General features: G+C 50.8%; 19 protein-coding genes and 1 pseudogene. 18 read left to right on the forward strand and 2 right to left on the reverse strand.

Features of this window, described 5'->3' with window-relative positions; genetic code table 11:
* Window positions 1-75 precede the first annotated feature (75 nt).
* The 16 genes and pseudogenes from QNH46_RS08340 to QNH46_RS08415 all read left to right on the forward strand — a co-directional run bounded on the left by QNH46_RS08340 (window position 76) and on the right by QNH46_RS08415 (window position 16,977).
* Complete coding sequence (locus QNH46_RS08340; protein ID WP_283927687.1) at window positions 76-1,413, forward strand: hypothetical protein; 1,338 nt, start codon at window positions 76-78, stop codon at window positions 1,411-1,413.
* Complete coding sequence (locus QNH46_RS08345) at window positions 1,385-2,257, forward strand: ATP-grasp domain-containing protein (RefSeq protein WP_283927688.1); 873 nt, start codon at window positions 1,385-1,387, stop codon at window positions 2,255-2,257. Before QNH46_RS08340 ends, QNH46_RS08345 begins: the two co-directional genes overlap by 29 nt.
* A 55-nt stretch (window positions 2,258-2,312) precedes the next feature.
* A complete protein-coding gene (locus QNH46_RS08350) occupies window positions 2,313-3,053 on the forward strand; it encodes an iron-containing redox enzyme family protein (RefSeq protein ID WP_155609296.1) in 741 nt (246 codons plus the stop codon).
* A gap of 93 nt (window positions 3,054-3,146) precedes the next feature.
* The gene (locus tag QNH46_RS08355) at window positions 3,147-4,166 is read left to right on the forward strand and encodes a hydroxymethylglutaryl-CoA lyase-like TIM-barrel protein (RefSeq protein ID WP_283927689.1); all 1,020 of its coding nucleotides are present in this window, start codon (window positions 3,147-3,149) and stop codon (window positions 4,164-4,166) included.
* A 32-nt stretch (window positions 4,167-4,198) separates the two neighbouring features.
* Window positions 4,199-5,230 (forward strand): C45 family autoproteolytic acyltransferase/hydrolase, encoded by a 1,032-nt coding sequence (locus tag QNH46_RS08360; protein ID WP_283928386.1) that lies wholly within the window; start codon window positions 4,199-4,201, stop codon window positions 5,228-5,230.
* Window positions 5,227-6,177 carry a branched-chain-amino-acid transaminase gene (gene ilvE, locus QNH46_RS08365; RefSeq protein WP_283927690.1) on the forward strand — a complete coding sequence of 317 codons (951 nt, stop codon included), beginning with the start codon at window positions 5,227-5,229 and terminating at the stop codon, window positions 6,175-6,177. The genes QNH46_RS08360 and ilvE overlap by 4 nt, the downstream gene beginning before the upstream one ends.
* Window positions 6,158-7,597, forward strand: coding sequence for a circularly permuted type 2 ATP-grasp protein (locus QNH46_RS08370; protein WP_283927691.1), 1,440 nt, complete (start codon window positions 6,158-6,160; stop codon window positions 7,595-7,597). Before ilvE ends, QNH46_RS08370 begins: the two co-directional genes overlap by 20 nt.
* A gap of 53 nt (window positions 7,598-7,650) precedes the next feature.
* Window positions 7,651-8,319, forward strand: a complete 669-nt coding sequence (locus QNH46_RS08375; RefSeq protein ID WP_283927692.1) for an RraA family protein — start codon at window positions 7,651-7,653, stop codon at window positions 8,317-8,319.
* Window positions 8,320-8,343: 24 nt separating this feature from the next.
* Window positions 8,344-9,534, forward strand: coding sequence for an ATP-grasp domain-containing protein (locus QNH46_RS08380; protein ID WP_283927693.1), 1,191 nt, complete (start codon window positions 8,344-8,346; stop codon window positions 9,532-9,534).
* 13 nt (window positions 9,535-9,547) lie between these two features.
* A complete protein-coding gene (locus QNH46_RS08385; protein ID WP_283927694.1) occupies window positions 9,548-10,783 on the forward strand; it encodes an MFS transporter in 1,236 nt (411 codons plus the stop codon).
* Window positions 10,784-11,151: 368 nt separating this feature from the next.
* A complete protein-coding gene (gene sufC, locus QNH46_RS08390) occupies window positions 11,152-11,934 on the forward strand; it encodes a Fe-S cluster assembly ATPase SufC (RefSeq protein ID WP_283927695.1) in 783 nt (260 codons plus the stop codon).
* A gap of 24 nt (window positions 11,935-11,958) precedes the next feature.
* The gene (gene sufD / locus QNH46_RS08395) at window positions 11,959-13,260 is read left to right on the forward strand and encodes a Fe-S cluster assembly protein SufD (protein ID WP_283927696.1); all 1,302 of its coding nucleotides are present in this window, start codon (window positions 11,959-11,961) and stop codon (window positions 13,258-13,260) included.
* Window positions 13,257-14,471 (forward strand): cysteine desulfurase, encoded by a 1,215-nt coding sequence (locus tag QNH46_RS08400; RefSeq protein WP_283927697.1) that lies wholly within the window; start codon window positions 13,257-13,259, stop codon window positions 14,469-14,471. The genes sufD and QNH46_RS08400 overlap by 4 nt, the downstream gene beginning before the upstream one ends.
* Window positions 14,471-14,890 carry a Fe-S cluster assembly sulfur transfer protein SufU gene (gene sufU / locus QNH46_RS08405; protein WP_055108886.1) on the forward strand — a complete coding sequence of 140 codons (420 nt, stop codon included), beginning with the start codon at window positions 14,471-14,473 and terminating at the stop codon, window positions 14,888-14,890. Before QNH46_RS08400 ends, sufU begins: the two co-directional genes overlap by 1 nt.
* 21 nt (window positions 14,891-14,911) lie before the next feature.
* On the forward strand, window positions 14,912-16,309 hold the full coding sequence (gene sufB, locus QNH46_RS08410) for a Fe-S cluster assembly protein SufB (protein WP_055108885.1): 1,398 nt from the start codon (window positions 14,912-14,914) through the stop codon (window positions 16,307-16,309).
* A 214-nt stretch (window positions 16,310-16,523) separates the two neighbouring features.
* A pseudogene (locus tag QNH46_RS08415) lies at window positions 16,524-16,977 on the forward strand (spore coat protein).
* Window positions 16,978-17,046: 69 nt separating this feature from the next.
* Here QNH46_RS08415 and QNH46_RS08420 read toward each other — a convergent pair.
* Both QNH46_RS08420 and QNH46_RS08425 read right to left on the reverse strand, forming a co-directional pair.
* The gene (locus QNH46_RS08420; protein ID WP_283927698.1) at window positions 17,047-18,093 is read right to left on the reverse strand and encodes an HD-GYP domain-containing protein; all 1,047 of its coding nucleotides are present in this window, start codon (window positions 18,091-18,093) and stop codon (window positions 17,047-17,049) included.
* A gap of 86 nt (window positions 18,094-18,179) precedes the next feature.
* Entirely contained in the window at window positions 18,180-18,920 is a 741-nt protein-coding gene (locus QNH46_RS08425) for a molybdenum cofactor biosynthesis protein MoaE (RefSeq protein WP_283927699.1), read from the reverse strand.
* A 147-nt stretch (window positions 18,921-19,067) separates the two neighbouring features.
* Between QNH46_RS08425 and QNH46_RS08430 the strand changes: the two genes are divergently transcribed.
* Window positions 19,068-20,510, forward strand: coding sequence for a bifunctional metallophosphatase/5'-nucleotidase (locus QNH46_RS08430; protein ID WP_430691927.1), 1,443 nt, complete (start codon window positions 19,068-19,070; stop codon window positions 20,508-20,510).
* A gap of 41 nt (window positions 20,511-20,551) precedes the next feature.
* On the forward strand, window positions 20,552-21,382 hold the full coding sequence (locus tag QNH46_RS08435; RefSeq protein ID WP_283927701.1) for an undecaprenyl-diphosphate phosphatase: 831 nt from the start codon (window positions 20,552-20,554) through the stop codon (window positions 21,380-21,382).
* Window positions 21,383-21,429: the final 47 nt, after the last annotated feature.

The following is a 21,429-nucleotide window of genomic DNA, read 5'->3' on the forward strand; positions in this document are numbered from 1 at the left end:
ACATTTTACAATAAAATATGATATATTAAATACAAGAAATAGATAATATGGCTAAAAATGGATCGGGGGAAACAGATGAATACGATTCTTCCAACGTCAAATGAAGTAGACGATATGTTTAGCCAAGCAGGACAAGTTCTAGCCGCCAGGCCAAGAATCATCGTATCGCCGCAAATCCGGAGCGCCGCAAAGATGAAGCAGGACGCCGCTGCGACGGAGAAGCTGCTGGATCTGATAGAGTTAACGATCGAGCGATTGTTCGGCGGGGATATGGTGCGGGTAGCCCGCTGGCTAGGCTATTCGGATACGGTGCTGCGCTGGGTTCAAGCCAGTCCGCGCCTGGACAGACGGCATGTACTGGTCCGCAGTGACATATATGACGATCACGGTGAGCCCAAATTGCTGGAATTAAACTTGGGAAGCAGTGTAGGCGGGCTGCTGGAAGCTTCCTTTCATTCAATCCTGCTTAAGCTGCCATCGGTTCGTGAGGCCGTTCGCAAGCAGGAGGCTGAATGGTTGCAGACGCTAAGCGAATGGGCCTGGCATGTGGTAGGGTCGTTTCTCTCGCATCACGCAAATCCGCTGATGGCTTTTGTCGAAAGTGACTTCTCGATGCCCGCCATGCAGGCGACGCTGAAGCACATCGCTGACCGGTTTCATGAGATCACCAAGACACGGGTAACGGTATGCACGCCGAAGGAGCTTGAGCGCCGGAAGGATGGACTTTATGCCAGGGGCGAGAAGGTAGATGTCATTTACCGACTATTCGAACTGGAGGATTTGCAGCGGTCCCCCTCTGAGTTTGAACATATACTTGACGCGCTGGAGGATCGCCTCGTAGAAATGCCGATGGGTTTCTCCTGCCGGATTGCCGGCAGCAAGGCATTGTTTGCCCTTCTGTCCGATCCTGCATATCAGACAGGCCTTTCAGTGGAAGACACCAAATGGGTCAGACGGCATATACCCGAAACCAGACTGCTAACCACTAGGAATAGAGCTTATGCTCTGCGCGAGAGGGAACGATTGCTCATCAAACCTGCAGACGGATACGGTGGGGCAGGCATCATCTGCGGCTGGGAGGCGTCTGAAGCCGAGTGGGGCACCCGTATTGATTCCTATTTGTCCTCGGCATCTCAGGTAGCAAGGGCCGTCGTCCAGGAAAGAATTGCGCCTTCTACCGGTCCCGTTGTTATAGCGAAGCCGGGAGGTGCCGTTTATCAGGAACAGGCTAGTTTTTTATGGGGATGCTATCTGTTTGGAAACCGGCATATCGGGCATGTTTTACGGACAAAAGAGATCAAGGAGAGTTCTGTGATCAATTACGCGAACGGAGCAGCGATAGGTCCGGTCTTTTACAGCGAAGAGAAGGAAAGGACGGATGCCCGTGCAATCGATACTGATTTTATGCCGTGAAGAAACGCCGGATGTCACTGAACTGGCCGCCGCTTTAAATGGAAGGGGACTTGATACGATTTGCGCAAGGCCCTATGAAATTACGGTAGACATGGATATGTCAGGCACCCGCTTTAAATTCAATGACCAGACGCTGAATCTGGCTTGCGTGCTGGGCTGGGTGTCGCTGTCTCAGCGCGAGTATGGGCTGTGGCTGCTGAAGGCTTTTGAAATATGCGGGATCCCGGTAATTAACGGCTCAGATGTTCTCGGCAGCGGCCAAAATAAGTTCCTGAACTCGGTTTTGCTTACAGTGCATCAAATTCCGCATATCCCCACCCGGTTTATCGGCTCTTGTGAGCAATTGGAGGAAACAGCGGAAATATTAGAATTTCCCCTCGTACTGAAACCTGTAATTGGTGCAAAAGGCGAGCAGGTGGTGCGAGTTGATGATATAAACAGTCTGAGAAACCTGGCCCCTTATTACCTGCGGGATCATAAGGCGCTATACGTCCAGGCGTGCCTGGACAAGCCGGGCAGGGATATTCGTGTCAGAGTTGTGGATTACAGAGCAGAATTTGCTTTTTTTCGCTATGCAGTCGATGGGGGCTTTTTGACGAATTTGTCCAGCGGGGGAACCTGGGAGGCTTGTCCTCTTACACCGAGGATGATCGAGCTGGCCGAATTGTGTTCCCGCATATTTCAGGCACCCGTGGCAGGTGTCGATTTACTGGAAGTGGACGATGACGATTATGTTGTCATTGAAGTGAACACCACGCCCGCGATTACTTGGCCGCACATGGAAACCGTCAGACATGTGGCTGATTTAATCGAACAGAGGGTGCACTTATCATTCGGGCGCTAGGTCCGGGATGGTAGTTCATCATAAATTTAAAATTTCGTGATGAGGAGTGATTGAAGTGGTACTAAGTCCGGATCAGTTTGTGGAGAAGCTCAAAACTATTGTCGAGGAAAACAAGAAAATTACCCATCCGCTTTATCAGATTATTATGAAAGGGGAAGCAACACCGGAGCTTTTGAAAAACTTTGTGTTGCACCGCTATCATATCAAAAGCTTCTGGACCCGCAATATTTCGGCGATTCATTCAAAAACTCCAGATGTCGAAGTACGCAAGGAGCTCGCCGAGAACATTTACGAGGAGGAGACCGGCCAGCTTACTGGAACGATGCGGCATCTTGAACTGTTCTTCAAAATCGGCGAGCAATTCGGCCTGACGTGGGAGGACATTGAAAACTGCGATATTCTCCCCGAATCCGAGGCAGTCATTGAATGGAACAATAAGGTTTGCGGGCCGGATCATCATTTGGTAGAGGCTGTAGCTGCATTGATCGTATATATGGAAGGACAGCCGCCAGTTACTTGGGATGGACGAACGATGAATGAAGCGATGAAGCATTTTTATAACCTGAACCAGGAAGGCGTGCAGTATTTTACGATCCACAGCTCCAATGATATGGAGGTGGAGGAGGATCATGCGGAAGCCGGATACAATATTCTCCGCAAATATGCAATAACCGAGGAGCTGCAGGAGAAGGCAATCGCAGCCCTGTATAAATCGATTGAAGTACGTATGAAGCATTTTAGTGCGATCCTTCGCGTAACCGGAATTGAAGCGGAAGCAGAGCCCGTTCTTGGATAGACCGTTCCAGACAGTTAATAGGAAGTCCTTGCGATAAGGGTTTCCTATTAACTGATTTATCTAAGGAATCCCTCATATACGAAGGAGGATTTTATGGCCCAGCTGATAGATGTAACCTTGCGAGACGGCGGATACGTTAACGGTTTTGATTTTTCGTTAGAGGCTGCAAAACACATTGTAAGCGGGCTGCAAAAGGCGGGTGTGGACTGGATCGAGATCGGCTACAGGAACGGCCCGGCCAAGGGAACGGCGGGACTGGGCATGACGGCAGCTACGAATGATGATTATATAGCGGCATTAAAGGAGTTTGCGCCGCTCGCCAACCTGGTCGTCATGCTTCATCCGCACAACATTCAAGCCGAAGATCTTCGGTCTATGAAATCGCTGGGCGTGTCGCTCGTGCGCGTATGCCTTAGGCAGGACCTCTTAGAAGAGGGGCTGGATACGATTCGGGAATGCACAAGGATAGGGCTGTCTACCTCGGCGAATTTTGTGCGAATCACTTATTTTACGAGCCAAGAAATAAAGCAAATGACGCTGAAAGCGGAGGCAGCCGGAGCAGACATCGTCTACTTTGCCGATTCCAATGGGCACTTGGTACCAGATCAGGTGAAATCGATTGCCGATGTCCTGAAGTCCACGTTGACGATTCCGGTTGGCTTCCATGCGCACAACAACCTGTCCATGGGTCTGGCCAATACGGTAGCAGCGCTGGAGTGTGGCGTGGATTGGGTAGACAGCTCCTTGCGCGGCATGGGGCGAAGCGGCGGGAACCTGGCTACAGAAGTGTTTGCCGCCTATATGGAGCGCTGCTTCGGAGCCGCCCGCTATAAGCTGATTGAAATGATGGACACTGCGGAATTTGTACAGGAAGAAATCCTTCTGTCTGAACAATATATGACACCGATGACCAAAGATATTTTGTTTGGCATGATGAACTTCTCGACAGATTTAAAACAGTTGATTATGGATGCAGCTCTACAGCACAACGTGTACTGGAAGGAGCTTGCATATGGGCTCGGCACATACCCCCCGGATAAAATCACGGGCGAGGATATTGCTTTTATTGCTTCCCGAATCAAAAAAAACAATCGGGAGCTGCAGCATCTGTGAGGTGATTCCAGGTGAGTAGCCTCTTGAAGCATATGGTTGTCAGCGGCCAGCCGCTCCAGCGGGGAGCGCAATACGGGGAGGAGTTCCGGCGAGAAATCAGAGATTTTTTGGATGATAATATCGCACGGATCAACAGCGTCAGATGCCAGCCATTAACCTTGAAAGAAGCGTTAAGCATGACCGACAGCTACATTCCGCATATTGAAGCTTGCACTCCCGAACTCGCCGAGGAGATCAAAGGGTTGGCGCAAGGGGCCGGAATCAGCTACCGGGAGGGCATGCTGCTTCAGCTTCGGCGTGAGATTATCGCTGCTGGGCTTGAATGCACTGCATTTGCCTGCTTTAACCAAGAAGGCCGTGCCGTCATTGCGCAAAATATCGATTTGGCGGGCCAGTTAACGGACTTGGGAATTATACTGGAAGTCCGCACGCCTGAGAATGCTCCTGATTTGCTGATGTATACGCATGTAGGACTAATCGGATATTTGGGCATCAACAGCTATGGACTTGGCGTTGGGTTGAATATGGTGCTTAGTTCAGGATGGCGTGCCGGTGTCCCCCCGTATTTGCTAATCCGCCACCTGCTTCATCAGCGAACGCTGGAGCGATGCTTACTTGAAATCGGGCGAATTCGCCGAGCATCCTCCAGAAACTTGCTGATGACGGACGGCATTCGGCTGATCAATGTAGAAATGACCGTGGATAAAGCGCGTTTAATCGAAAATGACCTTCTGGTGCATACCAACCATTATTTGCATAAGGATTTCATAAACTGTGACCTGGTTAAGCCCGGCACCTCAACGTATCCCCGTCTTGAACGGACCCATGAAAGGCTGCGGCACTACGGCAGAAGGCCTTCGGTGAAGCAGATGGAGGAACTGCTCGGCTACCACGAAAATGGTGCGGGAAGCCTCTGTGTTCATCAAGACGGGGACCCGCGCAAAGTCGCCACCGTCGCTTCTGTAATTATGGAGCCGTCCGAAGGGAGGCTGAGGGCCTGCAAAGGCTATCCTTGCACAGAGCCATTCCATGACTACCGGCTGGAAAGGAGTTGTATGGCATGAAGGAATGTTTCATTCAATTAAATGATAGGGCCGTTCCCTATGAAGAGGCGACGATCCATGTAGGATCGGCAGCGATGAAATACGGAGCGTCCGTATTTGAAGGGATCCGCGGCTATTGGGATGCTGATCGGCATCGAATGCACTTATTTTCCTTATCCGAGCATGTGGACCGTCTTTTGGATTCCATGAAAATTATGGGGATGGAGCATTCCTGGAATAAAAAGCGGGTGATTGGGAATATCCGCAATATTATCCTCGTCAATCAATTGCAGGAGGACTGTTATGTCCGCGTCGCCGCTTCCGTGGAAGCAGACGGTTCATTGGAGGCGAGAGGGCCCGTTCTGCTCAGCGTGGCTGCTTTTCCGCAGCAGCGCAAGCCGCATTCTGATCGGGGCATTCATATATCGGTCTCTTCCTGGCAGCGTATTTCCGACCAAATGATGCCGCCAAGGATCAAGTGCATCGCCAACTACCAGAACGGCCGCTTGGCGATGCTGCAGGCCAAATCGGACGGCTATGACAATACTCTTCTGCTGAATCAGCACGGCAAAATCGCGGAAGCTCCGACAGCGGCTTTTTTTATCGTAAAAAACGGCAGGCTGATCACCCCTTCCGTCACGTCCGGCATACTGGAAAGCATCACCCGCAGGCATATCCTGAGTTGGGCCAAGGAAATGGGCCTGACTGCCGAAGAGCGAGAGCTCGATCGCACGGAGTGTTATTTGGCCGATGAAGCCTTCCTCTGCGGTACGGGGGCGGAGATTCTCCCTGTAATTAGTGTTGACCGCTACAAGCTTGGCGGCGGGAGTATCGGGCCGGTCACGGCGCTGCTGATGAATAAATACTTCAATACGGCATATGCCAAAGAAGAAGGCCTGGAACCCAATTTGGAGGATATTGTTACTTATCCGAAGGAGGAGATCGAAAATGCAGCGCTTCCTATATGAACAGGATTATCGCCGGATGGTTGCCAGCTCCGGGAATCGGCTGGACGAGGAGATCAAGGAGCTGGAAGGCCGGCTGGAGAACGATGGTTATGTGTACCGGAACAAGCCGTTTCAGCTTTACCCGAGAGTCGTCATTCTTTCTTCCTCCGACCGCGAATGGATCCGAAGAGAAGCCGAGCAGCTGATCGACATACTGGAGAAGGTGATCCGTCTTTATGAAGAAGATCCGGCCACCAGGCAGTATTTTATGCTGGATGAAGCCGCTTCCCGCCTGGTACGGATAGATCCTGGATATCAGCGCAAAATCCGTATTTCCCGGTTCGATACCTATCTTGTGCCGGGTAATGAGAGCTTTAAGGTTTTGGAAAACAATACAGATTGCCCGGCCGGTGTCATCTTTACAGGGCGCGTCAATAAGGTGCTCAGGCAAATTCCGTCACTCTCCACCTATTTGGAGAATATCCCTCCGCTATACGAAGAAGGTATCCACAAGCCCGATGCTTTTATCAATGAATTAGTCTCTGTCTTCGCCGAGTTCTCTCCCGGTTCAAGGCTTCGCAGCATGGCGATCCTTCAGCTGGAAAACCGGGTCAGCCTAGAGGTGAAGGAGATGGTTGAACTTCTCCGCAAATCAGGAGTCGAAGCCGTCGTCACGGATCCCCGGCAGCTTTCTTATCGGGAAGGCAAGCTTTATGCCGGAAATCAGCGCATAGAGCTCATCTGGAATAAAATAAACACCGCCGATTTTATCCCTCTTCTTGACGATTCCGCAGCGCTGTCCGACCTGATATGGGCATGCGACGACCTGGCCGTCTGCCATGTCAATTCTTTTCAAGCCCGCTTCATTACAGAGAGCAAGCTATGCTTGGCCTATCTTTCGGATCCAGCCTTCCGCAAGCATTTCACGGATGAAGAATGCAAAATACTCGATAAGCATATCCCCTGGGCACGCAAGCTATCGGCCGTGTCCCCTGAAGATCATGAAGGGCAGGGTATGCGCAAGCTGTTCAAGCTTCGCCGGAAGAAACTGGTGTTAAAGACCGCCTATGACATTAGAGGTGAAGGGGTCGTCATTGGTCTGTCCACCTCGCAGGAGCAATGGGAAGAACTGATCGATCAATGCTGGAACAAACCTTTTATCGTACAGGAACTGGTAGCCGCACCGGAAATCCCGGTTCCTACCGGCCCGGATCACTCCCTGGTCCACAAAAAATTCAGCGCGGATCTGTTCATGTTTGGCGGATCATTTCAAGGCTTTGGCTCGAAATTGAGCGATGAGCTGAAGGTGAACGTCTTTCAGGGAGGGAGCAAGCAGGCGATCTTCTCCGTGGATAACAGCGCTGCTGAATCGCGAGGGAGCGAGCAGACAGCTTGCACCTCCTGCCGCAACTGTACAAATACCGGCGAACGGTGCTCTTGATCGTTATAAATCTAGTATTTTGGCTGCAAAAAAATCATTAGGAGGGATTGTTGATGAGTGCATCCCATTATCCGGGATCTGAAGCCTTCAAAGGAATACCGACGGCATGTATTTCCGATGCCCTGGACACCTTCGGGATCAACGGGGGGCTGGAGGGACTGAAGGCTTTGGGCCCCGGCATGGCTCTTGCGGGACCTGCGTATACGCTGCAGTATGAACCGGTCCCGGAAGGAGAGGCGGCTCAGGCGGGCGAGTTTATTGACGAGGTGCCGGAGGGACACGTCGTTGTGATTGCTAATGGCGGCAGGCAGTACTGTACTGTGTGGGGAGATCTGCTGACGTATGCTGCGAAGATCAGGGGGCTGCGAGGAACTGTTATCGACGGCTGCTGCCGGGATGCAACAGCGATCCTGCAAACTGGTTATCCGTTATTTTCGCTCGGAAGCTATATGAAATCAGGGAAGAACAGGGTCAGACTTGCAGCCAGGCAGGTACCGGTAACAATTGGCAGTACTGTCGTCTGCCCTGGCGATATTGTAGCTGCGGATGACTCTGGCGTGATCGTGATTCCTAAGGATGTGGCGGAGCAGGCATACCGCCGGGTCAAGGAAATTGAAGCGATGGAGGAGCGGATTCTTCTTGATTTGCAAAACGGCATGCCGATGAAAGAGGCGAGAATCAAGCATCGCTATAATCAGTACGCGCTGCGGGTCAACGTTTAACTTTAGGTCGGAGGGAGCTGCGCCATGGGACAAATCGTATTTCTGAACCGGAGCAAATCATTTCCGTTCAAAAGCTGGATTCCTGAAATCACTGAGAAGCTGACGCTGTTTACACAGCTTGATATACCCGGAGCGGACGGATATGATTTTGTATTCAAAAAAGAAGCCTTGGACAAGGATGCGCTCATGGAATGGGAATTGATCGAGCTAAGCGAACGGCACCCTGTAAAAGCTGTCGTATGTCACTCGGAATATGACCTCCTCCGTGCCGCCAAATTGCGCGAGTACTTCTGTTTGCCCGGACAAAATGCAGAAAGCGCCCTCGCCTACCGCAACAAGGTGATCATGAAGGACTGGGCCAGGAAGGCGGGCATCGAAGTTGCTCATTACCTGGAGATCACGACCCCTGCCGACATTGCCGCATTTATTCGCCAATATGGATATCCGGTGGTTATCAAGCCGGTCGACGGGGGCGGCTCCCGCCATACCGCCGTACTGCGGGACAGCGGGGAATGCCGGTCATTTCTGGAAAAAGGCGTACCTCAAGGAATGATGATCGAATCGTTTGTTGAAGGCGAAATGTATCATGTCGACGGATTAATGCACCAGGGGGAAATGCTGTTCTCCAGTGTCTCCCGTTATATGAACGGATGCCTTTCCTTTCATTCGGGCACGAGCCTTGGCAGCGTCATATTGAACTCGGATTCCTCCCGCATCCAAAGGCTGCGTCGCGAAGCGGAACGTACGCTGCATGCGCTGCCTGCCGCTCCGGTGATCGCTTTTCATGCGGAGTACTTCTTAACGGAGGACAATCGCATTCTGCTATGTGAGATTGCGAGCCGGACGGGCGGCGCTCGCGTAGTGGACGCCAACGAAGCGGCGTTCGGCATCCATTTGAACCGGGAGTGGATTCGTCTGCAATGCGGTTTGGACGCCGATATAGGAATTACTAGCGGAAATACCGGACGCACGGCAGGTTGGCTGATCGTTCCGCCGGGACAGGGGGTCCTTCGCTCGATTCCGGAAACTACGCCATTTGAATGGGTGGTCAGTTATGTACCTGCTTTGCAGAAGGGCGAGCAAATGAGAGGAGCAGTTTCGAGCGTAGACCATATGGCGAGCTTCGTCGTGGAAGGCGCTGATGAACGGGAGGTTGAGGCGCGCATCACGGAACTGGATCAATGGTTCAGAGATCGAATTCAGGTTGAAGCATGAAGGGTGTGCACGTATGAGCCAGAATAAGCCATTGTTCTCCGCGCCGTTTGTTATTTATTTGGCAGTGAATACCATGTTTTTCATGGGGATAGGAATTCAGGGAATTGCTATTCCTTGGCTGCTCCTCGAACAGTCCGGAGGAGCCCTTTCGGTGGGAATCATGCTCTGTATCCGGGCGCTGCCCGGTATTTTTCTGGTGGGGCTGGCCGGAGACTGGGCTGACCGTTACGACCGGCGCAGGATCTGTTTTTATATGAATCTGCTGCAGGCTGTGCCGATGCTGATTATATCCTATTTAATTGGACAAGATGCTGTGGGATATGTGTTCGTTTATGCCATTACGCTGTTTCTATCGGTCGGAAACACGTTTTTTGTGCCCGCCATCCGGGCGTATATGCAGGGAATGATTGAAGCTCCTTATTTCATGAAGGCAAATTCCCTTCATGAAACTACATCCCAGGCGGGGAATATTATTGGCACCGGACTGGGCGGCATCCTGGTTGCTCTTGTGAACGCGGCCAATACGCTGGCTATCGGGGCAGGCGCCTTCTTGTTGTCCGCTGTGTTAGTCATTTGCATGAAAGGGCAGCAGCATGTTGACCAGCATGCTTCACGTGAACGCCCCGGCCGAAGGAATCTTTCCATAACGGCTAGGTATATCTGGGAGCGCAGAGCGCTGTTAACCGCTATTTTGTTTATATTGATTCCCTCACTCGTGGTACAGGTCAATAATATTCTTATCGGGGCATATGTCAAAGATATCCTTCATCTTGGCGCGGATAGCTTCAGCCTGGTCAGTATCATGTATTCAGCAGGAGCGATGCTGTCCGGGGTACTCCTGGTATCTGCAAAAAAGATCGGTACGGGACGCAAAACAATTTTTGCCGCCTTGCTGCTGCTGTCCGCCGCGCAGGGATGGTTCGGGAATACATATCATATTTCGGCTTCGGCTTCGGCCGTATTTTTAGTAGGTTTTTTTGTGGTGATGTCGCGAAGCTGGATCAACACCAAGATTATGGAGGAAACGGAGGACGTGTTCGGCGGGCGAATTCAGAGCGTTGTAAATATGATGAACTCCCTCATGATTTTATTGGCTGGCCTCCTCATAGGCGTATCCGCCAGTGTATTGAGCTACCAGGCCATATATCTTGCGGTGGCGGGAATCGGCGCAGCGGCCGCGCTGCTGTCCTGGCATGGCTTCAAGGATGCAAATCAAGCCAAGGAACAAAGTCAATCAGGTCTCCACTGAATTTATATATTCGAATGATAAATAAGAACCTCTTACTTGCGGGCAGGCTAGAATTAAGGCGCCCGTGTAAGAGGTTTTTTAGTCTTCATTTTTGTCGAAAAGGAATCACTGTGTTGGGGTTATGTCGAATTTTGAATGCTGCATTGAATTTGGCAGGCTGAGGATTTGGGCAGGAGATTAGCCTTCTATCCAGCCGTGGCACGTTGCTTAAGCATCCGAAGTAGGTTAGAATAAAATGAGAATCAGTGAGAATCACTTAGAATAATTCTAAAGTGAGAATTATTGTGCTATAATGCAGGGAGCAAAGGGAGGCGTCCCTTTATAATATACGTTATGATTTTAACGACTTAATGGAGGGAGCAGTAAACATGGCTACACATTTCGTTATTGAAGGACTTAAAGCGACAATCGAGGACAAAGAGATTCTCAAGGGAATCGACATTGAAATAAAGGGTGGGGAAGTCCACGCCATCATGGGACCGAACGGTACGGGGAAAAGTACGCTCGCTTCCGCGCTGATGGGTCATCCCAAATATGAAGTTACCGACGGCAAGGTGCTGCTTGACGGAGAAGATGTGCTGGAAATGGAAGTGGATGAGCGCGCTCGCGCAGGCCTGTTCCTTGCCATGCAATATCCGAGTGAAATCAGCGGTGTGACCAACTCGGACTTCCTGCGGAGCGCGATCAACGCCCGCCGTGGTGAAGGCAACGAGGTATCCCTTATTAAATTTATTCGTCAAATGGAGAGCAAAATGAAGGAGCTTGAAATGAATCCTGAATTTGCGCACCGTTACTTGAATGAAGGCTTCTCCGGCGGTGAGAAGAAGCGGAACGAAATTTTGCAAATGATGCTGCTTGACCCGAAAATCGTTATTCTTGACGAGGTCGACTCCGGACTTGACATTGACGCATTGCGCATTGTTGCCGAGGGTGTAAACTCCATGCGCAGCGAAGATCGCGGATTCTTGATCATCACTCACTACCAGCGTCTTCTGGATTACATCAAGCCAGATTTCGTCCATGTCATGATGCAAGGGCGCATTGTGAAATCCGGCGGCCCTGAGCTGGCAGAGCGCCTGGAGAAGGACGGATACGATTGGATTAAAGATGAGCTTGGCATCGTTGACGAGACAGTGGGAGAGCAAGTTTAACGGAAGGAGGAAGGAGGAGCTAAGATGACTACACAAACCGTTCTACCGGTAGAACCGGATGTATTGAAGACCGCTTCCGTGAGCAACGGAGAACCGGCTTGGTTGACGGAAAGTCGCATGAATGCATTGAAGCTTGCGGCAGAGCTTGAACTGCCGAAGCTGGAGAAGACGAGAATCGACCGTTGGAATTTGCAAAACTACGGAACGCTGCGCCAAGGGCAAGCCGTTGCAGCTCAGGAGATTCCTGAGACTGTGTCCGGTCTGGTCGATTTGAATGATCAGAGCAATTTGATCGTTCAGCGGAACTCGGCGAGCGTATTTACGAAACTATCCGCAGATTTGGCTGCGAAGGGCGTTATTTTTACGGACCTGGAAACGGCAGCCCGCGAGCATGGCGACCTGGTGCAGAAATATCTGCATAATGCCGTGAAGAGTGATGAGAACCTGCTTACGTCGCTTCATTCCGCTCTGTGGAGCGGCGGCATCTTCCTCTATGTTCCGAAGAACGTAGAAATCGAGGTTCCGCTGCAAAGCATCTATCTTGTGGATGACAGCAAGACGGTATTTGCGCCGCACGTGCTGATCGTTGCTGAAGCCAACAGCCGCGTTACCTACGTGGATAACTATATCTCCGGCGACCTCGCTGACCCTATCGTGCATAACGGGGTGGCTGAAGTGTTCGTTCAAGCGGGGGCAAAGGTTCAATTTGCGTCCGTGCATAATTTGAGCGAGAAGACGACGGACTTGACGTACCGCCGCGCTGTGATCGAAAATGACGGGCGGATCGAGTGGATCGTCGGCGAGATGAGCTCTGGCGATACGATGAGCGAAACGTTGTCCGTGCTGAAAGGTAACGGGTCTTCATCGGATGCCAAAGTCATCGCCATCGGTTCCGGCTCCCAGAAAATGAACTATACGACGAAAGCCGTTCATTTTGGAAAGAGCTCGGACAGCCAAATGATTACGCGTGCGGTTATGCGTGAGCAGGCTACGGCGATCATCAACGGCGTAACTAAGATCGAGCATGGCGCTACGAAGGCGAACGGCGAGCAAACTGAGAAAGTGCTTATGCTCAGCCCGAAAGCGCGTGGAGACGCAAACCCTATCCTTCTCATCGATGAGGACGATGTTACAGCGGGTCACGCGGCTTCTGTAGGCCAAGTAAATCCTGAGCATATTTACTACCTGACTTCTCGCGGCATTCGTAAAGAGGATGCGGAACGCCTCATTATTTACGGCTTCCTTGCTCCTGTCGTTGCGGATATTCCGCTGGAGCAGCTGCAGCAGCAATTGCAGGCACTGGTTGAAAGGAAGCTAGGACAATGAACCCGGCGCTGATCAAAGAGCAGTTCCCGATTCTGAATCAGGAGATCAACGGGCATCCGCTCGTCTATCTTGATAGTGCCGCCAGCTCTCAGAAGCCCCGCAAGGTGCTGGATGCGCTGAAGCATTATTATGAATGGGATAATGCCAACGTGCATCGAGGCGTTCATACGCTGGGCAGTCGCGCAACGGATGATTATGAATCCGCACGCGAAAGGGTAGCCCGTTTTATCAATGCGCAGCATACGGAAGAAATTATTTTCACCCGGGGGACGACGACGGCATTGAATCTCGTCGCCTCCTCCTACGGGCATTCCGTGCTCGGCGAGGGCGATGAAATCGTCATTACGCCGATGGAGCATCACAGCAATCTCATACCCTGGCAGCAACTGGCCTTGAAGACCGGAGCTGTCTTGAAATATATTCCGCTTCAACCCGACGGCAGCGTCTTGTTGGATGATGTGGAGAAGACTGTAACTCCTAAGACCAAGATCGTTGCTATGGCGTACGTTTCGAACGTACTGGGCGTGGTGAATCCCGTAAAACAGATCGCCGAAATCGCTCATCGCCATGGAGCCGTCATGGTCGTTGATGGAGCTCAGAGCACGCCGCATATGAAGATCGATGTCCAAGACCTGGACTGCGATTTTTACGCTTTCTCCGGTCATAAAATGTGCGCTCCGACGGGGATTGGGGTACTATATGGTAAGAAGCGTCTACTTGAAGCCATGGAACCGATCGAATACGGCGGAGAAATGATCGATGATGTAGGGATGTTCGAGTCCACCTGGAAGGAGCTTCCTTATAAATTCGAAGGCGGCACACCGATTATTGCCGGGGCGGTAGGATTGGCGGCAGCTATTGATTTCCTCGAGGAGATCGGGATGGATGAAATCCATCGCCATGAGACGAAGCTCGCGGCATACTCGATTCAGCGCCTGTCGGAAATCGATGGCGTAACGATCTACGGACCACGGGAAAGAGAAGTCGGATTGATTACGTTCAATCTGGATGATGTTCATCCTCATGACGTAGCCACGGTGCTTGATGCATCGGGGATTGCAATCCGGGCGGGACATCATTGCTGCCAACCGCTCATGCGCTGGCTTGAAGCGAGTGCAACGGCGAGAGCAAGCTTCTACTTGTACAATACGGAAGAAGACATCGACCGTTTGGCCGACGCTTTAATCCAAGCAAAGGAGTATTTCAAGTAATGCAACTTGACGACTTATATCGGCGCGTTATTATGGATCATTATAAAAACCCGCGCAACCGCGGGAAGTTTGACAATGACGTCTTGACAGTGGATCTGAACAATCCGACATGCGGGGATCGCATATCTCTTCAGCTTATCGTCGAGGACGGGATCGTAAAGGATGCGCGGTTTACGGGGGAAGGCTGCTCGATCAGCATGTCATCGGCATCGATGATGACGGAGGCCGTTAAAGGCCTTACCTTCGAGCATGCCCTCCAACTAGCCGACCGTTTCTCTTCGCTGATGAAGGGCGAGGACGTCCAATTTGACGAACTGGAAGATATCGAAGCTCTATCCGGGGTCAATAAATTCCCTGCCCGGATCAAATGCGCGACACTGGCTTGGAACGCATTGAAGAAAGGGATTCAAGAGTCATAAATTACAAGGAGGTAATCCACCATGGCTAAGAAGGCTCCCGATATAGGGGAATACAAATATGGTTTCCGCGACGAGCATAAATCTATTTTCCAGTCAGGCAAAGGCTTGACTCGAGAAATCGTTGAGGAAATTTCGAAAATTAAGAACGAACCGCAGTGGATGCTTGATTTCCGCCTGAAATCGCTCGAGCAGTTCGAGAAAATGCCGATGCCGCGTTGGGGCGGCGATCTGGATGAGCTTGATTTCGACGATATCCAGTACTACGTAAGACCGTCGGAGAAGCAAGGAAAGACATGGGAAGAGGTTCCGGCAGAAATCAAAGAAACCTTCGATAAGCTCGGCATTCCGGAAGCGGAACAGAAGTTCCTGGCCGGCGTATCCGCCCAGTACGAATCTGAGGTTGTATACCACAGCATGCAGAAGGAATTGGAAGAGCAGGGCGTTATCTTTAGCGATACGGATACAGCGCTGCGTGAGCATCCGGAAATTTTCCGGGAGTATTTCGGTACGATCGTTCCGCCGACGGATAACAAGTTTGCAGCATTGAACAGTGCGGTGTGGTCGGGAGGAAGCTTTATTTACGTTCCTAAGGGCGTTAAATGTGAAATTCCTTTGCAGGCATATTTCCGGATTAACTCCGAAAACATGGGGCAGTTCGAAAGAACGCTGATCATTGCCGATGAAGACAGCTTCGTGCATTATGTTGAGGGTTGTACGGCTCCTGTATACAGCACGAATTCTCTGCATAGCGCGGTTGTTGAAATCATCTGTAAGAAGAACGCGCGCGTTCGTTACACGACGATACAGAACTGGGCTCCGAACATCTACAACCTTGTTACCAAGCGGGCTGTAGCTGAAGAGAATGCGAATATGGAATGGGTTGACGGCAATATCGGTTCGAAGCTGACGATGAAATACCCAGCAGTCGTACTGAAAGGCCGCGGCGCGAAAGGCAGCGTGCTGTCGATCGCTGTAGCCGGCAAGAACCAGCACCAGGATTCCGGCGCGAAGATGATCCATTTGGCTCCGGACACAACGTCCACGATTGTCTCCAAGTCGATCAGTAAGCACGGCGGAAAAGTAACTTACCGCGGTCTGGCATCCTTTGGCCGTCAGGCAGAGGGCGCTAAATCGAACGTCAAATGCGATACGCTTATTTTGGATAACGAGTCGACCTCCGATACGATTCCTTATAACGAAATTATGAACGATAACATCGTTCTGGAGCATGAGGCAACAGTATCGAAGGTATCCGAGGATCAGCTCTTCTATTTGATGAGTCGCGGCTTGACCGAGGACGAAGCGACGCAAATGATCGTTATGGGCTTCATCGAGCCGTTCACGAAGGAACTGCCGATGGAATATGCGGTTGAGATGAATAGATTGATCAAGTTCGAGATGGAAGGCTCGATCGGTTAATCGTAGATCTTTGATCTCACATGGAATAACCTTTACAAACATCGCGGGTGATAAGCCCGCGGTGTTTTTTTGTCCAAGGATTGCTCCTGTGTTGGCGTCACTCTTTGGGCGGCTGCTGAATAGGCTATAGCATACCGCCTAGAAGGGATTTCGAATTGTCTAAAAATAACCAAATGTATCAACACCGCATTTAGCGCGGCATGAGACTAGGGAGCTGCATGAATTAACAGCGTCTCAAACTAACCAGCTCGAGAATTTCAAGATGGTGGTGGACGACGTTGCGAACCCTCAGCTTAGAGCCCTATACTTTAGAAGCGATCAAGTGCCTTGAGCACAATTTGAAGGAGCTGCTGCAATTTTACCCGAAAGCGCCGCAATGGCCGCAGGGAACGAGACATGGTAAAAATCCGGGCATGGATTTAACGCCATTTTATGCGGGGCAGCTGCTCGGGTTCGCCAAGACAGCGGTGCGTACTTACGCGGCTTCGATTACGGAGACAGCTACACCTCAGCTGAGAGAGGCCTTTACGAAGCAATTGAATGCCGCAATCCAACTGGATGCGAAGACATTTAATTTCATGCTAGAAAAAGGATATTATCCAGCCTATGATTTGCCGAAGCTGCTGGCGAACGATGTTGCCAATGCCAATCGGGTACTAGCTTTGTAAACGAAATTACGAAAAAACCTTCCGCACTCATGCGGAAGGGTCGGATATGTATGTCGGGAAAATGTTCTGTTAAATATAAACCTCAGTAATCGACAGCTCCCGTTCTTTGGACAAGTCTACGAACCTGTCATCTGTCTGAACGAGCGGGCGGAAGAAATCTGTCTGGTTCGTCATCACGATTGAACCAACTTCCCCTGAATTCAGCAGCACTTTCTTGCCGATAAAGTTCGGCAGCAGGTGACTGATTAGGGCTTGGGTCGGCTCAGGACTCAATTTGCCAAAGCTAAGGGAATTCAATTCCCGCAAAACAGTGAGCAGCTCCTGCTTGGATTGGTAGACGCGGTTGGAGGTCATGGCCGTATAGACATCCGCTACTGCCGCTATTTTGGCATAAGGATGAATCTCATCCTTGCGCAGCCCCTTAGGGTATCCGCTTCCATCTTCCCGTTCATGATGCTGCAGGGCAACCATTGCAGAGATTTTGTCTCCCGTAGAATTCAGAATGATTTCCGAGCCATACAATGTATGACGCTTGACCTCATCAAATTCCTCTGGCGTCAGCTTGCCGGGCTTGCCGAGAATGTCTTGGGAAATCATGCATTTGCCGATATCGATCAAATAGCCGGCCTTGCCGACTTGATAAGCCTGTTCTTTAGGATAACCAAGCCAAGTTGCGATATAATAAGATAGCATTCCGACTTGCATGGAATGATTATATGTATAATTATCACCGTTATTCAGCATCAGTAAGAGGGAAACGACATCCTTCTGGCCGACCAGTTCATCTACCAGGGGCTGAAGCAGTTTATCGACTTTGGATTCATCGAAGGTACCGCTGGATAGCGCTTCCAGAAAAATGTCTTCGTAACCATCAACAGCTTCGTTGAATAGCGGTGCAACTTTCATGACGGGATCCTGGTGGGCGTTGTTTGTAGTACGTTCGATGTCTATGGTGCGAGGTTCAATGTCGATGTAGTCGATTCCGTGCTGCATTAGCTTCACGATCGCATCATTGGTCAGTTCTGTTCCTTTATGCAGAATTAATACGCCGAATTGATTGAAAATATCATGCTTAAGACGGTCGCCGGGGCTGATTTCGATCACATGTAATTTCAAGAACGATGACACCTCTTAATCCGCAGTTTTTCTTAATGATAGCAGGGAATAATTGGATTGGCAATGAAATTATAGGTCTTTGGATGCTATAGCTGCGATATTTGTCCTGGCGCTGCTGGATTCCATGGACCCTGTCCATGGCCCTTCCATTCTGTGCCGTCCTCCCAGACTTCCTTCTTCCAAATAGGAACGATTTGCTTCAGTCTTTCGATGGCATAACGGCTTGCAGCATAGCTATCATCGCGGTGAGGTGTGGAAACGGCGATGATGACGCTGTTTTCGGCGATATCGACTTTCCCGATCCGATGGCTGATGGCGCAAAGGGTGCCCGGCCACTTTGCAGCGATTTCTTCGCCGATCTGCTTCATTTTGGACAGGGCCATAGGAATATAGGCTTCGTATTCCAGATGGATCGTCCGCTGGTCGCCGGTCATTTCCCGCGTCGTTCCGACAAAGACTAGCGATGCGCCATGGTTAGCCGTGTTAACTTTTTGGGTCACTGCGCTAACCGAGAGGGGCTGCGAACTAATTTCGTACATCTGGTCTTCGGGGCCGAGGAAGTCCTGCTCCTGATCCTCTAGGCCTCCGGACACGGGAGGGATGAGAGCAATTTCGTCCTGCTCGGTAATGAGGAGCTCGCCTGGCGCATATTCTTGATTGACGGCCAGAAAAGACAGGCTTACCAAAGACGCGGCCTCCGGATATTGATTGGCGATTTCCTGTTTTAAACGGTCAGCGGTTATAGCGTTCTGAGGATATGTGATTTCGATTTGCGAAGCGCCGATACGATCAGCGAGCCCCGCGAATAGAAAAATTGTCAGCATCATTTCTATCTCACCTCGTAATACTTAATAAACCCTTATAATATATCATATTTAGGGAGACAATGATTAAATTTGAGGTATATAATATTTTACATCTAATCGTTTTACCAGAACGGCTGAACAGGCAGAGACCGAGGGGGGACAATCATGCTGCCGGATACGAACCAGGATATTTTAACGATACTGTATACCAACGATTTGCACAGCCATTTCGGTGCCATGAAGCGGATTGCCTCAATAGTGAACGGCTTTCGCGAGCAGGAAAATGGGGCCCTGCTGCTGCTGGATATCGGCGATCATATGGACCGGGCTGCTCCCGAGACAGAAGGCACGATGGGACAAGCCAACGTGGATGTTCTGAACCTGATGAGGTATGACGCCGTCACGATAGGCAATAACGAGGGACTGACCTTTACACCGGATCAACTGGGGCAGGCTTATGCAGGATTGGCGTGCGAGGTTGTATGTGCGAACATGCTGGATGCCGGGACAGGCAAACCGCCTGTATGGATGAAGAAGCAAACTGTGCTTGAGCGGGGAGGCTTCAAAATCGGTTTGGTCGGCGCAACGGCAGCCTATGCCGAGTTTTACAAGCTGCTGGGCTTGACTGTGCTCGATCCGCTAGATTCGATAGCGAAATCGGTCAATGAATTGCGCAGCGAAGTTGATCTCGTCGTAGTGATGTCGCATCTAGGCCTGTCCTTTGATCGCCAGCTTGCAGAGCAGGTTCCCGGGATCGACCTGATTCTTGGCGGCCATACCCATCATCTGCTGGAGGAGCCGCTGTGGATCAGGCAGACGGCGATTGCGGCGGCTGGGAAATTCGGGCGGCATCTCGGGCAAATTACAATTGGACGGGACGAACTTACCGGGGCAGCGAAGGTCATCTCTGGCATCTGCCTGCCAACCGAGAGCGGATCGGAAGATCCAATGGTAGCTAAAGCGCTGGAAATACATAAGCACCGGGCTGTAGAGCGAATGGCTCGAACGGTAGCGGTAATCGAAGAGGAATTGCCAATTCGTTACGATGCCGAATCTCCGTTTGGCAATTTGCTGGCGCAAGCGGTAAGGCGATTTACGGGAAGCGACTTGTCGATCGTCAATAGCGGCCAACTGCTCACCGGACTGCCTGCTGGAGAAATTAGCGAAGGCATGCTTCATGAGCGCTGTCCCTCGCCCATCAATCCTTGCCGCATGAATTTGCTGGGCAAGCATATATTGTACAGCCTGGAGGAATCGCTGCTAGCTGATTTTACGGACAAGGCGATCTTCGGGTTTGGCTTTCGCGGCAAGCAGCTCGGCGGCATCTGTGTTGATGGCATGGAAATCATCTATGACCCGGAAGGCGAGCCATTTCATAAAGTCATCGAAGCGAGCGTACAGGGCGTTCCGATTGTTCCAGAAGGCATTTATTCGGTGGGCACGCTTGACATGTTTACGTTTGGCATCGGCTATGAATGCCTGAAGCAGGGCAGCGAGCAGGAATTTCTGCTGCCGGAGTTCTTAAGGGATCTGCTGCGGATGGAGCTTCAGACGGCAGGCGCCGTTGAGAGCTGCTTCTATCGCCGCTGGAAAAGCCGAACCGTGGGCTGAATTGAAAAGCGGCCAGGCCGCTTGATGAAGAGGAGGAGGCCATGAATTTTATTGTCGCGGTTATTTTGGGGATTGTAGAGGGTTTGACCGAATTTATCCCGGTATCTTCGACAGGCCACATGATATTGACAGCCAAGCTGTTGGGTTATGACGACTCTACTCCCGAGATGAAAACTTTCATGATTGTGATTCAGCTGGGGGCAATTTTGGCTATTTCATGGGTATACAGGGAACGGATTATTCGTTTGCTAGGGTTGAGCAAGAAACCTGTGCCTGTATTTCGGAACCAAATACCTGCAAGACGTCTTGATCTCCTGCATGTCATTTTGGGCATTGTACCGGCTCTTGCCGTCGGTTTCTTCTTCAGGGATTTCATCAAAAGTCTGTTCAGTCCCCAAACCGTCCTTTGGGCACTGCTCGTAGGCGGGATATTCATGATCGCTGCCGAGTGGTACTCGAAGAACAAGGCCCGGGTAACTGCCAAAGATATCGACCAGCTCACCCATAAGCAGGCGTTGTTGATCGGGCTGTATCAATGCATTTCCGTGTTGTGGCCGGGCTTCTCCCGCTCCGGCTCGACCATCGCGGGCGGCATGTTTAGCGGGGCAAGCTATAAGGCTTCCGCTGACTTCTCTTTCCTGATCGCGATACCGATCATGTTTGCCGTTTCGGGTTATGAAATGCTGGATTCCTACCGATATTTTACTATAGATACTATAGGATTATTTGCTGTCGGTTTTATCGTTTCGTTTATTGTGGCTTATATCGTGGTCATGGTCTTCTTAAAATCCATTCAGAAAATTCAGCTCAGGCATTTCGCATATTATCGTTTCCTTCTTGCTGCTTTATTTTGGACTTTCATCATGCAATAGATTCGGGCGACAAGCCAGTCATATCACATTATAAAGCCGCTTTTCGC

Origin of the sequence: Paenibacillus woosongensis (assembly GCF_030122845.1) — a bacterium.
In the GTDB taxonomy this organism is placed as follows: domain Bacteria; phylum Bacillota; class Bacilli; order Paenibacillales; family Paenibacillaceae; genus Fontibacillus; species Fontibacillus woosongensis_A.

Excerpts from the sequence above, each read along its gene's own strand:
- ilvE (WP_283927690.1), top strand. The coding sequence starts at position 5,227 with ATGAAGGAATGTTTCATTCAATTAAATGATAGGGCCGTTCCCTATGAA.
- QNH46_RS08435 (WP_283927701.1), top strand. The coding sequence starts at position 20,552 with ATGAATTTTATTGTCGCGGTTATTTTGGGGATTGTAGAGGGTTTGACC.
- QNH46_RS08340 (WP_283927687.1), top strand. The coding sequence starts at position 76 with ATGAATACGATTCTTCCAACGTCAAATGAAGTAGACGATATGTTTAGC.
- QNH46_RS08360 (WP_283928386.1), top strand. The coding sequence starts at position 4,199 with ATGGTTGTCAGCGGCCAGCCGCTCCAGCGGGGAGCGCAATACGGGGAG.
- sufU (WP_055108886.1), top strand. The coding sequence starts at position 14,471 with ATGCAACTTGACGACTTATATCGGCGCGTTATTATGGATCATTATAAA.
- QNH46_RS08400 (WP_283927697.1), top strand. The coding sequence starts at position 13,257 with ATGAACCCGGCGCTGATCAAAGAGCAGTTCCCGATTCTGAATCAGGAG.
- QNH46_RS08355 (WP_283927689.1), top strand. The coding sequence starts at position 3,147 with ATGGCCCAGCTGATAGATGTAACCTTGCGAGACGGCGGATACGTTAAC.
- QNH46_RS08375 (WP_283927692.1), top strand. The coding sequence starts at position 7,651 with ATGAGTGCATCCCATTATCCGGGATCTGAAGCCTTCAAAGGAATACCG.
- sufC (WP_283927695.1), top strand. The coding sequence starts at position 11,152 with ATGGCTACACATTTCGTTATTGAAGGACTTAAAGCGACAATCGAGGAC.
- QNH46_RS08380 (WP_283927693.1), top strand. The coding sequence starts at position 8,344 with ATGGGACAAATCGTATTTCTGAACCGGAGCAAATCATTTCCGTTCAAA.
- QNH46_RS08385 (WP_283927694.1), top strand. The coding sequence starts at position 9,548 with ATGAGCCAGAATAAGCCATTGTTCTCCGCGCCGTTTGTTATTTATTTG.
- QNH46_RS08370 (WP_283927691.1), top strand. The coding sequence starts at position 6,158 with ATGCAGCGCTTCCTATATGAACAGGATTATCGCCGGATGGTTGCCAGC.
- QNH46_RS08425 (WP_283927699.1), bottom strand. The coding sequence starts at position 18,920 with ATGATGCTGACAATTTTTCTATTCGCGGGGCTCGCTGATCGTATCGGC.
- sufD (WP_283927696.1), top strand. The coding sequence starts at position 11,959 with ATGACTACACAAACCGTTCTACCGGTAGAACCGGATGTATTGAAGACC.
- sufB (WP_055108885.1), top strand. The coding sequence starts at position 14,912 with ATGGCTAAGAAGGCTCCCGATATAGGGGAATACAAATATGGTTTCCGC.